This is a genomic window from Vibrio sp. 10N.222.48.A3, from assembly GCF_041475345.1.
In the GTDB taxonomy this organism is placed as follows: Bacteria; Pseudomonadota; Gammaproteobacteria; order Enterobacterales; family Vibrionaceae; genus Vibrio; species Vibrio tasmaniensis_A.
The window spans coordinates 1-15,255 of sequence record NZ_JBFRVX010000332.1 but is presented as its reverse complement, the minus strand read 5'-3'; the positions used below and the strand labels follow the sequence as shown (position 1 = coordinate 15,255).

Here is a 15,255-nt window from a genome sequence, read left to right as displayed (position 1 = left end):
GGGTTGATTATCCTGAACATTTTGGACTACCAAGAGAGCCTATTGGCCCTCTATTTTTGCCGGATAATTTGAACTAAATGTGAGACTTAGGTTCAAAAAATATTACGGTTTCGTGCGTAAAATAGTCACGGAAAATAGGTACAACCAGTTTTTTATCTACAGTCGCTGTTTTATGTGCTTTAATTCCCGGCATAATTCCCAAATTTATTTCTTTCGCAATCAAGCGGAGGAATCGAAACAAAAAGGTCTTCCATGAGTTGGCTTGAAAAGATTTTAGAAAAAAGCAACATCGTAACATCTCGTAAAGCGTCAATCCCTGAGGGTGTTTGGACTAAATGTACTTCTTGTGAGCAGGTTCTTTACCATGCTGAACTAGAGCGTAACCTAGAAGTATGTCCAAAATGTGACCATCACATGCGTATGAAAGCACGTCGCCGTCTGGATACATTCCTAGACAAAGGTGAGCGTGTTGAACTAGGTACTGATCTTGAGCCACAAGACAAGCTGAAGTTTAAAGACTCTAAGCGTTACAAAGAACGTATCTCTGTTGCTCAAAAGAACAGTGGTGAAACAGACGCATTAGTTGCAATGAAAGGCGAACTGCTTGGTTTACCTATCGTTGCGTGTGCTTTTGAGTTCTCATTTATGGGCGGCTCAATGGGTTCTGTTGTTGGTGCTCGTTTTGTGAAAGCGGTAGATGCAGCTATTGAGAACAACTGTGGTTTAGTTTGTTTCTCGGCAAGTGGTGGTGCTCGTATGCAAGAGGCATTGATGTCTCTCATGCAAATGGCAAAAACCAGTGCTGCTCTAGAGCGTCTATCTGCGAAAGGCCTACCGTTTGTTTCAGTAATGACTGATCCAACAATGGGTGGCGTTTCTGCAAGTTTAGCAATGCTTGGCGATATCAATATCGGTGAACCAAAAGCGCTTATCGGTTTTGCTGGACGTCGTGTAATCGAGCAAACTGTACGTGAAGACCTTCCTGAAGGTTTCCAACGCAGTGAGTTCCTACTAGACCACGGTGCTATCGACATGATCGTTGACCGTCGTGAGATGCGTCAGCGCGTTGCAAGCCTTGTTGCTAAAATGACCAATCAGCCTTCACCATTAGTAGTTTCTGTGAACGATTCACCGAATGAAGCTGCTTATGAAGTACCAGAAGCGCCAGAAAAAGGGTAAAGTACCTTCTAACAAACCTACTTAATTATGGTTATGAGTTAGATGAGTCAACAACCTATTCCTCAAGCCACATCCTCTTTGGAGATGTGGCTTGATTATTTATCAAACATCCACACAAGCGCTATTGATCTTGGTTTAGACCGAGTTCAAGCTGTCGCCTCTAAGGCAAACCTCACCAAACCTGCTCAACATGTTATTACTGTTGCTGGAACCAACGGCAAGGGCTCAACATGTGCACTCATGGAAGCTATTCTATTGGATGCTGGTTACTCTGTTGGTGTCTACAGCTCCCCTCACTTAATTCGCTACAACGAACGTGTTCGTATCAATGGCAAAGATCTGTCTGATCAAAAAATGGTTCAGTCTTTCGATTTCATTGAGAAAGAACGTGGTGAAATCAGCCTTAGCTTTTTTGAATATGGCACTTTAGCAGCGTTACGTGCTTTTCAAACCGAAGCGGTTGACGTTGTATTGTTAGAAGTGGGTCTAGGCGGACGTTTAGACGCGACCAATATCGTTGAGCATGACGTTTCTGTGATTACTAGCTTGGCTGTCGACCATGTTGACTGGCTAGGTGATGACATTAATGTGATCGGTTTTGAGAAAGCGGGCATTTATCGTAGCGGTAAACCAGCTATCTGTGGTCAACCCAAACCACCAGCTACGGTTGCGGCACACGCTGATGATATTAACGCTGAGTTCTACCAAGTAGGGATTCAATACACCTATGATGTAGATGGTGATACTTGGAACTGGCGCAGTGGTGCATTCCAGTTAGAATCGCTACCTATCCCGAGCTTACCGCTGCCGAACGCAGCCACCGCGCTGATGGCATTAGGTACTTCAGAACTAAGCATTAGTGATGTGAACGTTGTTAACGGTATGAAGAATGCGCAGCTTCCTGGGCGTATGCAGCAAATTAGCGAACAACCGGTGATTGTGCTTGATGTAGCACACAACCCGCATTCTGCTGAGTACTTTGCGCAGCAAGTCGCGAAGAAGTACGCAGGCAAAAATTTACACGTTGTAGTCGCCATGCTTCATGACAAAGATATCCCCGCGACATTGGAAGTATTAGCTCCAATAACAACACATTGGTACCCAGCTTCGCTGAACGGCCCACGAGCCGCAACAGCCGCTGAATTGTGTCAAAGCTTACCTGAAGGTGTAGAGCAGTATTCAAACCCTGTTGTAGCGTTTGAAGCGGCTTTAGCTTCTGTTATAGATGACGATGTTGTGTTGGTTGTCGGTTCTTTCCATACCGTGGGTGAAGTGTTGGAGCATTGGCAGAAAAAAGGAAACTAAATGGCAAGTAAATTCCAAAGCCGATTAGTCGGCACCATCATTTTAGTGGCCATTGGCGTGATTGTATTGCCCGATGTGCTGGATGGTAAGAAGCTCCACTATAAAGAAGAGTTTGCAAGCATTCCGATTAAGCCTGAGCTTGATAGTAATGTTGAAGTGTTTGAAGTGCTCGATCCTGTTGAAGATCAGATTGCACTGCCGGACTCTCCGGTTGAGCAAGTGGTTGACAGTGGTCGTACTGATAAGTCAAATACGCAAACTGCGTCGGCTTCCAGTAACAAAGAAGCGGATAAAGTGGCGGTGGTGGTTAAGCCGGTATCTGAAAAAAATGAATACCAAGACAGTGCTTGGATTATTCAATTGATGGCTTTGAAGAATGCTGACAACGCAAAAAACGTTGTTAAGGATTTACAGAAGCGTGGTTATCAGGCTCATACCAAGCAAGAAAAAACATTTACGCGAGTAATTATTGGCCCGGATGTTTCTAAATCCAAACTTGAGCGACAAATTAAGGAATTAGAAAAAATTACGGGTTCAAAAGGCCAATTGCTCAAATTTAAACCGTTAAATCCATAAGAAAACGTTTGCGTCAGCATTTTTTCTGTTAAAATGCGCGCCAACTTAAGATGAAGAATTCATGAATTGGTTAGATTTTGTCATTTTAGGCGTGATCGGCTTCTCTGCCGTGATCAGTTTAGTTCGCGGTTTCGCTAAAGAAGCGTTGTCACTTGTTATTTGGTTTGGAGCATTTTTTATTGCTAGCCAGTACTACGCTAAATTAGCAATGTACTTCACCAATATTGAAGATGAGATGTTTCGAAACGGAACTGCGATAGCAGCATTGTTTGTTGCAACGTTAGTTGTTGGTGCCTTAGTTAACTATGTCATCGGGCAACTAGTTCAGAAAACAGGCCTGTCGGGTACAGACAGAATCCTCGGTGTCGTCTTTGGTGGCTTACGTGGTGTTTTGATTGTTTCTGCAGTGTTGTTTTTCATGGATGCGTTTACTGCATTCCCAAGTTCTGAGTGGTGGAAGAATTCGCAATTGGTTCCGGAGTTTAGCCGAATCATTGCGCCGTTCTTCGAGCATTTACAAGCAACATCTAGTTTCTTATCTGGCGCGCTCTAGCGCCAGTTAATGTCGAAAATCGAGGATTAGGACATGTGTGGTATTGTTGGAATCGTGGGTTCAACACCTGTAAACCAGTCTATTTATGACGCTTTAACGGTATTGCAGCATCGTGGCCAAGATGCCGCAGGTATTTGTACCATAGAAAGCAATCGTTTTCGTCTGCGTAAGGCGAACGGTTTAGTTAAAGATGTTTTTGAAGCAAAACACATGCAGCGCCTCCAAGGTAACGTGGGTATTGGTCATGTTCGTTATCCTACAGCGGGAAGTTCGAGTGCTTCTGAAGCTCAACCTTTCTACGTAAACTCTCCATTTGGCATCACGCTGGCGCACAACGGTAACCTAACGAATGCAAGCGAAGTTCGTGAGAAGTTGTTCGAAAAAGACCGCCGTCATGTCAACACAACCTCTGACTCTGAAGTTCTACTAAACGTATTGGCTCATGAGATCGATACCGTAAAAGGTAACGTGACTTCAGACGACGTTTTCCGCGCAGTTGCAAACGTGCACCGCACTATTCGTGGTGCTTACGCAGTGACAGCGATGATCATCGGACACGGCATGATCGCATTCCGTGACCCACATGGTATTCGTCCACTGTGTCTTGGTAAGCGTGAAATTAACGGTAAAACAGAGTACATGGTTGCGTCTGAGTCAGTAGCGTTAGACGCTGTTGGTTTTGATTTTATGCGCGATGTTGCTCCTGGTGAAGCTATCTATGCAACATTCGATGGTAAGCTTTTCACTAAACAATGCGCAGACAACCCACAACTAAACCCATGTATTTTCGAGTTTGTTTATTTTGCTCGTCCTGATTCATTCATCGATAAAATTTCGGTTTACAGCGCACGGGTTGAGATGGGTGAGATGTTAGGTAAGCGTATTAAAGAAGAGTACGCAGACCTAGACATTGACGTGGTTATTCCAATTCCTGAAACATCAAATGATATTGCTCTACGAATTGCTCAAGCGATTGATAAGCCATATCGTCAAGGTTTCGTGAAAAACCGTTACGTTGGCCGCACGTTTATCATGCCTGGTCAGCAACAACGTAAGAAGTCGGTTCGCCGTAAACTCAACGCGATTCGTTCTGAGTTTAAAGGTAAGAACGTTCTACTGGTTGATGACTCGATTGTTCGTGGTACAACATCAGAGCAGATCATTGAGATGGCTCGTGATTCTGGTGCAAACAAAGTCTTCATGGTTTCTGCCGCTCCGGAGGTTCGCTTCCCGAACGTTTACGGCATTGATATGCCGAGCGCGACTGAGTTAATTGCTCATGGTCGTGATAACGAAACGATTTGTAAGCAGATTGGTGCAGATGCTTTGATTTTCCAAACGTTACCAGACTTAATCTCTGCAGTTGGTATGGGTAATCAAGACATCTCTCGTTTTGATACATCCGTATTCAACGGTGAGTATGTAACGGGCGATATCGACCAAGCGTACCTAGATTTCCTAGACTCTTTACGTAATGACGATTCAAAGGTTGAGCGTGAAATCCAACAAGATCTCGCGAACCTAGAGCTACATAACGAAGGCGCTTAGCGTACTCATAAAAATGAGTAATAAAAAACCAGAGCATCGACTCTGGTTTTTTTGTTTGCTGGGAAGGGGATTGAATCTTAGTGAATGTGGTATGCGATCACAAAATCGATAAACAATCTAACCTTCTCTGGCAGGTGGTCTTTGTGGTTGTAAAGCATGTAAATATCACGAGGGTTAGCGCTCCAGTCCTCTAAGACTTGCACTAAGCTGCCATCTTCAATGTATTCGCGGATCATAACGTCGGGCATTAGGGTGATACCAAGGCCTTCTGAACATGCTTGTCTCACGACATTGAGCGCATTCGCGTTGAAACGGCCTTTCTCGCTATTCACCACAGTCTCTTCATTTGAATTACTCAGCTGCCACTTAATCAGCGGATAGCCTTTAAGTAGCGAATGATTCGCGAGCTCTTCTGCATGACTTGGTGCCGGGTTCTTCGCTAGGTAGTCAGGACTTGCGATAAGAATATCTTTTACTTCACTGATTTTTCGAGCGATTAGGCTTGAATCACGTTGTGGACCTACTCTGAAAATCACGTCCCACTCGGTTGGATCAAGCTGATCGGCTTGGTTGTTCATCATCAGCTCAATATTAATATCAGGATATTGAGTCATGAATTCACTGAACATCGGCATCATCATGCGCTTGGTCAGGTTTGAGGGTGCCGTAATGCGAATCTTACCGGAAGCTCCTTTACAAACGTCAGTCAGTTCTTCTGCAGTAGAAGATAGACGTTGCAGTAACGGAGAGCATTCGTTGAAGAAACGTTCGCCTGCCTCTGTTAAAGAGAGTTTACGCGCGTGTCTATTGAGAAGTCTTAGGTTTAGTGAATCTTCTAAGGCTTGGATGCGTCGTGTAATGGTCGCAACCGGAATCATAGTCTTGCGTGATGTTGCGGTGTAGCTCCCATTTTCAACGACAAGTCGAAAGAGGTTTAAATCATCTAATTTCATAAATCCAGACACATTTGTTTACAATCTCATCTAATTTATACGTAATAGTGAGATCAATGTTTGCGTTACGTCAATTCGTTGCACTATTTACCAGTATTCCAACCCTTGTCACGAATTTCCAGTAAAGAGTACGTATTTGTGTATTTAGCAATTTGTTACTAAGTTTTATATTAGTTCTTGGAACAGATAACAATAATAATTCGACTTAGTTTTGTGAGGTTAGAGATTATGTACAAAACTCACAGTCAGCCAGTTATGACCTCGGCTCAGGAAGCTCTCAATCAAAAATGCGTTATGTTGGTTGATGATGATCCTATTTTTCGCCGGATAACCAGCGCGTATTTAGACAAGATTGGTTATAAAGTGGTTGAGGCTGAAAATGGGCTGGACGCTCTGCAAAAGCTTAGAGACTCAGCGCCAGATTTAATTGTGTGTGACTTATCAATGCCAATTCTGGATGGCATTGAGCTTGTAGAAGAGCTCAGTTTAGAGTATCCGTCACTGCCTATGATCGTTGTGTCTGGCACCGATGATATGTCTGATGTGGCGAAAGCATTACGATTTGGTATCAAAGACTTTTTAGTCAAACCTCTGGAGGATCACGGTCATTTAGGCAGTGCGATTGCGAATACATTAACAGATTCGTTCGATAACATTTCAGACCAACGAGATTTTTCAAGCCAATGGTTTTGCGTTGATGACGGCGGAGAGATCCCTGAAGACCAAGAGCTGCATTGGCACCTAAATCACTTGCAAGATAACCCTAGTGCGGCAAGAGACTTATTGCACGCGCTGCTTCCTGACAAAGACACACGACAAGGCTCATGGCGTTGCAGTTACCGCCTACTACAATCAACAGAGATGATGCCACTTGTGTTCGACTATGCGTGGATGATGAACGGGCAGTTTGCTTTCTACCTTGTCGATTCGTCATCTTCTGATAACGGCGGCTCAGCGGCCACATTGTTGGTGAGAGCGTTATTCCACGATTACATCAGAAATAGAAAAGATTTTAACGTTGATCTCAAAGATATCGCGGAGATTTTGGAGAAGGGGATTCGTTGCTCTAAATGTTCAACCCCGGTGAATGCTTTGTTTGGTGTTGCTGACCTTGCTGTGGGAACTATCTCTATTTTACCTGCGGGTTTAGATGGACAATGGTCAAATGGCGAATTGAATCAACATATTGCGGCGGGCGAGCGCTTGGGTGAGAACTGTAAGAAGAACTTCATTACACGGGATCTTCCGATTGAACAGGGCTGCCAGCTATCATTGAGCCTACTTGGATCGGCCAGTTTTAGTTTAGACATACACCAAGGGTCTACCGATTAACCCTATATTTCCTCGGTTTTTGTGAATAATTGATTAAGGTATAGTTGCGCAAATGGTGTGGCTATGCCTTTTTTGTTAAATGTCGATTTAGCAAAGCGGGTTTGGTTCGCCAGATACTTACCTTTACTAACAAAAACAAGAAGCAATCATGGCAGATAACAAAGACTTTCAAGACCCGTTTAATGTATTCTACTTTTTAGGATTTTTAGCCGCATTTTTAGCGATTCCATTATTACCAGCAACACTTACGTTGATCCGTGTATTCAATGGTTACGCAACATTCTAGTTAAGTTATCGTCGCCGATTGGTGATAGCTAACTCAAGGAGGCCACAATTAGCGTTCGAGTTTTAAGCCTCAATATTGCTGGTGGCCTTTGCATCTTTCTCGCAGTTTTAGGGATAGCTTTACCCGTACTGCCAACCACGCCTTTCCTCCTTCTTGCCAGTGCATGTTTCATGCGAAGCAACCCCAAAGTTCACAAATGGATGCATGAGCATAAAACGCTGGGTCCCTTGTTGAACAATTGGTATCAACACGGTGCTGTTACCAAGCAAGTAAAAACGCGTGGCGTGTTCTTTATCTTGTTAAGTTTTGCGTTATCGATCTACTTTGCCCCGATCATTTGGGTCAAGGCTTTCCTAATTTGTGTACTTGTTATTCTTCTCACATGGTTTATGCGACTTCCAACCCATGAGTTGGTTGCTGACAGCAAAGAAAATCACTACCATTAAGCCAGTGTGCCTGCTTGTATAGCGGGCGTTTATTATTTCAGCAATTTGAGTTATGACTCTCGTTGCAATGAAGTCCAATCGTACCTTTCCTTAATTCCGAGCGTTGATGTTTGATTCGTTAACGAGAGTTTGGAAAGCGGCCTAATGAAGTGCATAAGATTATGAACACAGAAAAAATCTCTCTGATCAAAGCAAGCATCAAAAGCATTCCTGATTACCCTAAAGCGGGTATTTTGTTCCGTGACGTAACAAGCTTGATGGAAGATCCTGCCGCGTACAAAGCGACAATAGACCTGTTAGTGGACACATACAAGGGCATGGGCTTTACTAAGATCGTTGGTACTGAAGCTCGTGGTTTCCTATTTGGTGCGCCTCTTGCTCTTGAGTTAGGTGTCGGCTTTATCCCTGTTCGTAAGCCGGGCAAGTTGCCTCGTCAAACTGTGGCACAATCTTATGAGCTTGAGTACGGCACTGATACGCTAGAAATTCATACCGATGCTATCGTTGAAGGCGATAAAGTGCTGATGGTTGATGACTTGTTAGCAACAGGCGGTACGATTGAAGCGACAACGAAGCTTATTCGTCAGCTTGGTGGTGTGGTAGAACACGCTGCATTTGTTATTAACCTTCCAGAAATCGGTGGTGATAAGCGCTTACAAGGCTTAGGTCTAGAAGTGTTTAGCATCTGCGAATTCGACGGTCACTAATCCTTTTCGGAATTATTCATGAGCTATCTTGCGTTAGCGCGAAAATGGCGACCAACCAAATTCAAAGAAGTGGTTGGTCAAGCCCATGTTTTAACAGCATTAGAGAATGCCCTTAGCCAAAATAGGTTGCATCACGCTTACCTATTCAGCGGTACACGAGGTGTCGGTAAAACGACCATCGGCCGTTTGTTTGCGAAGGGACTCAACTGTGAAACAGGCATTACTTCAACCCCTTGTGGTGAGTGTGCAACCTGTAAAGAGATCGATGAAGGTCGTTTTGTTGACCTGCTCGAGATCGATGCTGCCTCACGTACTAAGGTAGAAGATACCCGCGAGCTTCTGGACAATGTTCAGTACAAGCCTGCACGTGGTCGCTTCAAGGTTTACCTAATCGATGAAGTACACATGCTGTCTAGGCACAGTTTTAACGCGCTTCTAAAGACCTTAGAAGAGCCGCCTGAGTATGTGAAGTTCTTGCTCGCAACGACCGATCCACAAAAGCTTCCGGTTACGATTCTTTCACGTTGTTTGCAGTTCCATCTTAAGCCGATCAGTGTCGATAATATCCACGAGCAGCTCGATCATATTCTTGAACAAGAAAATGTGACATCTGAACCTCGTGCGCTTGGGATGATTGCTCATGCTGCTGATGGCAGTATGCGTGATGCGCTAAGCCTGAGTGACCAAGCTATCGCATTGGGTAACGGTAATGTCGTAACAGACACTGTTGCTCATATGCTTGGAACGCTGGATACAGACCAAGCGATTCACCTACTTGAAGCGATTAGCAGTAAACAGCCTCAGCAGGCGATGGCTTGTATTCAAGCTCTTGCTGAAAATGGTGTTGAGTGGGATGGATTGCTGAGTCAACTTGCGACTCAATTACACCGTTTGGCGATGTATCAAGCTCTGCCGTCTACTTTAGACAAGGCCCAGCCTGATGCTGAAAGGCTGGAACTGCTGAGCAAAACGTTAAGCCCTCAAGACATCCAACTCTACTACCAGATAGTGTTAAAAGGTCGTCAAGACTTGCCATTATCGCCAACCGCTCGTGTTGGTATTGAGATGGTGGTTCTGCGTATGTTGGCATTTAGGCCTGCTGAGCAAACTGTTGCTACGGCAATCTCGACTCAGTCGACAAGCCCAGCGCCAGCTCCTGCAGCTCAGAATCCGGTTCAGAACCAGGTTCAGAGTGTTGCTCAGCCAATGAGTCAGCCGGTGCCAGAGCCGAGACAGCCAGTTCAGTCTCCAGCGGTTTCACAGCCTCAAGTGCAACAACAGGCGCTTCAGCAGCAAGCTATACCGCAACAGTCGGCACAACAGCAACCGCAGCAGAATCAGAGCCAATATTCAGATTCGCAAGGTTACGTTGATCACTCAGGCAACCAAGGTTATCCAGAACAGGATTATCCACACAGCCAGTATGATGTACCACCTGCTTATGATGAGCGTCCAAGTTACGGTGCAGATCAGCCTCAGCTGCAACAAACGAATTATCAGGGCCAAAGTCCGGTTCAACAGCCAAGCGCTGCGCCTTCTTCTCCTCCTGTTTCGCAAGAGCAACCCGCGCGTGCAACTTCACCGGTGAGTGGTTTACGCCACCAATTGCGTTCTCAACGTAGAGGTGGTGCAGCAACAGAAAACAAAGGTTCGGCGCCAAAAAAGGCTAAAGCGACACCAGCTAAAACTTCAGTTCTTGACCGAGTTGCTCAGCAACACGGTGGTTCTGAGCGGGTGTCGCCAGCTTCTTTAACCGCCTCTTCGACAGAAAATGTGACCAACGATAATGAACCTTATCGCTGGAAACCGTCTAAACCTGTAGTGAAAGAGGTGAGCAAAGAGCTTACACCTACTCAGATCAAGCGTGCGTTAGAGCATATTAAGACACCAGAAATGGTCGATAAATTGCTTCAAGAGTCGATTGCTCAAGATGAATGGTCCGCCACGATTCAAAAGCTAGAGACAGCCAAGCTTGTTGAACAGTTAGCATTGAACTCAGTGTTTGCTAAAAACGACACATCAATCACTTTAACGTTAAGAGCGAGCCAAGCTCACTTGAATACGGATCGCGCACAGAGCGAACTATTACAGTCGCTCAATACCGTGTTAGGAGAAGAGTGTCATTTGAGTGTTGAAATCGGCGAAGGTGGAGAAACGCCACTAGAACTACGAGAAAGATTGTATCAAGGTAAGTTGAAAGACGCGTTTACCGCTTTGGAAAACGATGCCAACGTACAGTTTATTGAAAGACGTTTTGCTGCAGAACTCGACAGAGACAGCGTTCGTCCTATTTAGAACTTTTTCACGTTTAGTGACCGGCGTATCATCCCAGATAAGCAAATCTGAGAACTGAACACCGAGGGGTTGAATCACACTGTTTTAACCCCCATTTAGGCACGTATAGCTTAATTAATTTTAATAAACCAATTAGACCAGAGAGTATTAACATGTTTGGTAAAGGCGGTATGGGCAACATGATGAAGCAAGCCCAGCAAATGCAAGAGCGCATGCAAAAGCTTCAAGAAGAAATCGCAAATATGGAAGTTACAGGTGAGTCAGGTGCTGGCCTTGTAAAAGTAACGATCACTGGTAGCCACAGCGTTCGCCGTGTTGATATCGATGAAAGCCTAATGGAAGACGATAAAGAGATGCTTGAAGATCTTATCGCTGCTGCTTTCAACGATGCCGCTCGTCGCGTTGAAGAAACTCAAAAAGAGAAAATGGCTGGCGTAACTGGCGGAATGCAACTTCCACCAGGTATGAAGATGCCTTTCTAAGTAACTCATTCTTAAAGGTTAATTCTCGTAGTGGTTTGTGTTGAACTGGCCATTACTTGAAAATCAGAACGGTTATATATGCGTACCAGTCATATGCTGGAGCATTTGATGGAGGCCTTACGTTGTCTACCTGGGGTTGGCCCCAAGTCGGCGCAGCGTATGGCCTTTCATTTGTTACAGCGCGATAGAAAAGGCGGCCTGCAGTTGGCTGAAGCTCTTAGCCAAGCAATGACAGAAATTGGTCATTGTAATGAGTGCCGTACTTTTACCGAAGAAGAGACCTGCCACATTTGTACCAATCCTAAACGTCAGGATAACGGTCAAATTTGTGTAGTAGAGAGCCCTGCAGACATCGCAGCCATTGAAGCAACGGGTCAATATTCCGGTCGTTACTTTGTGCTTATGGGGCATCTTTCACCACTTGATGGTATTGGTCCAAGTGACATCGGTCTCGATGTCTTGGATTACCGCTTACGTCGTGGTGATATCACTGAAGTTATTTTAGCGACTAACCCGACAGTAGAAGGGGAGGCGACAGCACATTACATTGCTGAGCTATGTAATGCCCATGAAGTGAACGCTAGCCGTATCGCCCATGGTGTTCCTGTTGGTGGTGAGCTCGAGCTAGTGGATGGCACCACGCTTTCACACTCGTTACTCGGTCGTCATAAAATCTAAAAAGCCGCTTGGTGAACCATCACCAAGCGGCTTTTTCTTTTATGGTTCTCAAAGGTTTCTATTCCAAAACACTTCTCTGAGCTTAATCTGAACCTCTCACCGCTTTGTATATCATTGCGCCAATCACGGCACCAATAATCGGTGCAATCCAGAATAGCCATAACTGAGAAACAGCCCAATCACCAACAAATACAGCCACGCCGGTACTTCGAGCGGGGTTAACAGAGGTGTTCGTTACAGGGATACTGATAAGGTGGATTAAGGTTAAACAGAGACCAATTGCGATAGGAGCAAATCCAGCAGGTGCTTTCGAATCTGTCGCGCCCATGATCACGAATAGGAACACCATGGTCATGACCACTTCACAAACGAGTGCAGCGGTAAGTGAGTAACCGCCCGGTGAGTGTTCACCATAACCATTGGAAGCAAAGCCAGAGGCAGCTGCATCAAAGCCAGCTTGGCCTGAAGCAATCACAAATAACACGCCACCTGCGATAATACCGCCAATCACTTGGGCAATAATATAAGGTGCGACATCTTTGGCATCAAAGCGACCACCGCTCCACAGTCCAATAGTAACAGCAGGGTTGAGATGACAGCCGGATATATGGCCAATAGCAAAAGCCATGGTGAGAACGGTTAAACCAAAAGCGAGGGAAACTCCGAGTAGACCAATTCCCACATCAGGGAAAGCCGCGGCTAAGACGGCACTACCACAACCGCCTAACACCAACCAAAACGTACCAAACATTTCTGCAATATACCTATTCATAACGATCCTTATTAATCTGTACCAGTATCAACAAGATAGTTTAGATTTAGCAAGTTTGTGAAATCTTGGGCATATAAGCGACAGAAAGGGAGTGTTTTGGGTAGCAAATAGCCGACAGAGATTGCAGTGATTTTTAAACGAAATGCCATAACTGTTTAACGACAAGCTCCAGAAACTGACTAAAGTGCGATCTATTGTGTTGTTCAATAAATAAAACTGGTTGAAGATATTATTAATTCTTATTGGAGCCTGCGATTCATGAAAAAGTTAGCGATTTTAGTAGTAACGACATTATTACTCACTGCATGCGGAGGTGGTGACAGCGGTGGCGGTAGCGCTGCCACTAGTGGTGGTTCTAGCGCTCAGAAACTGAATACGGACATAGGCGTAAGTGATGCCGATATTCAAACATTGAAAGGCTACAAATTCCTATCCGTTGATGGTAAAGGATTTGAGTCTCCAAGCAATTTTAAAGCGAAGTAGTAGGAGTCAAGTTTTGAAGAAATTATCTATAGGTATTATCCTTGCCACTCTTGGTACTTCTGTTTATGCGTCGCCAAATCTAGAAGGTTATTTTCAAGCTCGTGAATTGGTAAATTATGCGGCAGGAAGTTTACAAAAAGCAAAAGTAGACTTTATAGCTCTAGATTATGCTGTAGCTAAATTACCTGCAGCTTCACAAGCTCAACTGGTTCCTTTTAATACTGTATTGGGGGAATTCTCGACAAACAGTTCCGTAAGCAGTAGTGACGCGACTGCTTTGCTCAGCCGAGTTAACTCTAAAGCCTTATCTGGTCAATATGTTTGCCGCATCAATAGCAATGGTACTGTTCTGGCATATAGTGCGGAAAACGGAGAACAGTGTGCAGCGGACAAGTATGAAAAGGCTGCATTAGCACTAGCGAAGAAAGGCGATGAACTGCGATTCTTCCGTTCATACAGTCAAGGTTATTTTCAAACCTTAACTTATAAGGTTGATGCAAGCTCTAGTGATGAAACAGTTCGTTTAGGCTACTTTAATAAACATGGTGGAAAATGGATTGGTGAAGCGGTTAAGGTAGTAAAAGGTAAGGCGCAAATCAATAGTACGGATGTTGATACTTACGATGTCATCGCTTACCGAGATTACAATATCTCATCATCGAAAGGTGTTTCTCCGAACACATCAATTAGCTTTACTGAACAACCGTTTTTTATCACAGATGAAGTCACAGATCTCGACTCTACCGGTAAATCTGTCCATATAACGAAGACTAAATTTTCAAGTCTTCACCAGTTTGATGGCCCTTACCGTGGAAGGCATATTGATTCGAAAGGTTGGTTTAATTGGTTTAACCAAGATTACGTGGGTCAATACGAAATTGGAGGTAAAAAAGTTTACGCCGTTTCGGACACACAAAATTTAGTCGTCAAAAAAGACTTTAGTGGTGCGGTAGATAGCTGGACTCGCATTGATGTCGACAAAGCTGATCAAGGTAGTGGTGCAGGTGACTGGACTATGTACATGTTTAACAATACAAACAATTTGATAGGTGAAAGCCCAACTTATTGTCAAATCAAAGCGATAGCAGAAGGTAAGCCTGTAGTTCAACTTTTATCATCAACAGGCGTTATGACGCACCCACCAATTACAAACTGTGACCAAGTTGATCCTGGCCATACAAAGAAAGTGATTGCATCATTTAAAGACGGGAATAACAAAACAGTTTCTGTTACTTCTCCTAAGCTAAAAGCAAGCGCTCAACATATTATGGCGCTTGGGCCTATTGTTGATCAAGGACAGAAGGCTAAATTCACAGTGCAAGATGCTAGAGATTTATTGTCATCGACTCGCTATAAAGCGGCTTTAGCAGAAATGACACCGCAATTTTTGTCTTCAAAGCCACATGATATTTTAAAGTAGATTCTGTCTTTGATGAATTGGAAGCACCTTTTATAAGGTGCTTTTTTTGTACATATTAAATAACTTCACTTGGCTAATTTCATTTTTAGGATAGAATCGCCCACCTTCTTTCCTTTGATTCTATTTAAGGTCCAATTATGGAATGCCGTCTTCATTGTGGTGCTTGCTGTACAGCGCCTAGTATTACATCTTCATTCCCCCTTCATCCTCATGGAAAGAAGTCTGGTGAGCGTCTGTCTC

Annotated in this window: 16 protein-coding genes; 14 read left to right on the top strand and 2 right to left on the bottom strand. The window is 44.2% G+C overall.

What is annotated here, in order from left to right; all coding sequences use genetic code 11:
• The first annotated feature begins 252 nt into the window (after window positions 1–252).
• From accD to purF, 5 genes are all read left to right on the top strand, one after another.
• A complete protein-coding gene (accD, locus tag AB4653_RS10640; RefSeq protein ID WP_009848681.1) occupies window positions 253–1,179 on the top strand; it encodes an acetyl-CoA carboxylase, carboxyltransferase subunit beta in 927 nt (308 codons plus the stop codon).
• Between the two features lie 42 nt (window positions 1,180–1,221).
• On the top strand, window positions 1,222–2,484 hold the full coding sequence (gene folC / locus AB4653_RS10635; protein ID WP_009848680.1) for a bifunctional tetrahydrofolate synthase/dihydrofolate synthase: 1,263 nt from the start codon (window positions 1,222–1,224) through the stop codon (window positions 2,482–2,484).
• Window positions 2,485–3,060, top strand: a complete 576-nt coding sequence (locus tag AB4653_RS10630) for an SPOR domain-containing protein (protein WP_009848679.1) — start codon at window positions 2,485–2,487, stop codon at window positions 3,058–3,060.
• Between the two features lie 61 nt (window positions 3,061–3,121).
• Window positions 3,122–3,613, top strand: coding sequence for a CvpA family protein (locus tag AB4653_RS10625; protein ID WP_009848678.1), 492 nt, complete (start codon window positions 3,122–3,124; stop codon window positions 3,611–3,613).
• Between the two features lie 33 nt (window positions 3,614–3,646).
• Window positions 3,647–5,161: an amidophosphoribosyltransferase gene (gene purF / locus AB4653_RS10620; protein WP_009848677.1), complete on the top strand. Its 1,515-nt coding sequence runs from the start codon at window positions 3,647–3,649 to the stop codon at window positions 5,159–5,161.
• Between the two features lie 77 nt (window positions 5,162–5,238).
• Here the strand turns inward: purF and AB4653_RS10615 are convergent, their stop codons facing one another.
• On the bottom strand, window positions 5,239–6,114 hold the full coding sequence (locus tag AB4653_RS10615) for a LysR family transcriptional regulator (protein ID WP_004734167.1): 876 nt from the start codon (window positions 6,112–6,114) through the stop codon (window positions 5,239–5,241).
• A 228-nt stretch (window positions 6,115–6,342) separates the two neighbouring features.
• Between AB4653_RS10615 and AB4653_RS10610 the strand changes: the two genes are divergently transcribed.
• The 7 genes from AB4653_RS10610 (at window position 6,343) to recR (ending at window position 12,340) form a co-directional block, all read left to right on the top strand.
• Complete coding sequence (locus tag AB4653_RS10610; protein ID WP_009848676.1) at window positions 6,343–7,446, top strand: response regulator; 1,104 nt, start codon at window positions 6,343–6,345, stop codon at window positions 7,444–7,446.
• 148 nt (window positions 7,447–7,594) lie between these two features.
• The gene (locus AB4653_RS10605; protein WP_004734169.1) at window positions 7,595–7,732 is read left to right on the top strand and encodes a hypothetical protein; all 138 of its coding nucleotides are present in this window, start codon (window positions 7,595–7,597) and stop codon (window positions 7,730–7,732) included.
• A 74-nt stretch (window positions 7,733–7,806) separates the two neighbouring features.
• Entirely contained in the window at window positions 7,807–8,178 is a 372-nt protein-coding gene (locus tag AB4653_RS10600) for a YbaN family protein (RefSeq protein ID WP_029223120.1), read from the top strand.
• Between the two features lie 161 nt (window positions 8,179–8,339).
• Entirely contained in the window at window positions 8,340–8,885 is a 546-nt protein-coding gene (gene apt, locus AB4653_RS10595; protein WP_004734171.1) for an adenine phosphoribosyltransferase, read from the top strand.
• Between the two features lie 18 nt (window positions 8,886–8,903).
• Window positions 8,904–11,180: a DNA polymerase III subunit gamma/tau gene (gene dnaX / locus AB4653_RS10590; RefSeq protein WP_009848673.1), complete on the top strand. Its 2,277-nt coding sequence runs from the start codon at window positions 8,904–8,906 to the stop codon at window positions 11,178–11,180.
• A 152-nt stretch (window positions 11,181–11,332) separates the two neighbouring features.
• The gene (locus AB4653_RS10585; RefSeq protein ID WP_009848672.1) at window positions 11,333–11,662 is read left to right on the top strand and encodes a YbaB/EbfC family nucleoid-associated protein; all 330 of its coding nucleotides are present in this window, start codon (window positions 11,333–11,335) and stop codon (window positions 11,660–11,662) included.
• 78 nt (window positions 11,663–11,740) lie between these two features.
• Entirely contained in the window at window positions 11,741–12,340 is a 600-nt protein-coding gene (gene recR, locus AB4653_RS10580; protein WP_004734155.1) for a recombination mediator RecR, read from the top strand.
• 82 nt (window positions 12,341–12,422) lie between these two features.
• On the opposite strand, the gene aqpZ is transcribed toward recR, so the two are convergent.
• Complete coding sequence (gene aqpZ / locus AB4653_RS10575; protein ID WP_017099207.1) at window positions 12,423–13,112, bottom strand: aquaporin Z; 690 nt, start codon at window positions 13,110–13,112, stop codon at window positions 12,423–12,425.
• A gap of 258 nt (window positions 13,113–13,370) precedes the next feature.
• Here aqpZ and AB4653_RS10570 point away from each other — a divergent pair, with 258 nt between their 5' ends.
• Together AB4653_RS10570 and AB4653_RS10565 are read left to right on the top strand one after the other, a co-directional pair.
• Window positions 13,371–13,595, top strand: coding sequence for a hypothetical protein (locus tag AB4653_RS10570; protein WP_009848670.1), 225 nt, complete (start codon window positions 13,371–13,373; stop codon window positions 13,593–13,595).
• 13 nt (window positions 13,596–13,608) lie between these two features.
• A complete protein-coding gene (locus AB4653_RS10565; protein ID WP_009848669.1) occupies window positions 13,609–15,015 on the top strand; it encodes a hypothetical protein in 1,407 nt (468 codons plus the stop codon).
• The last annotated feature ends 240 nt before the right edge of the window (window positions 15,016–15,255 follow it).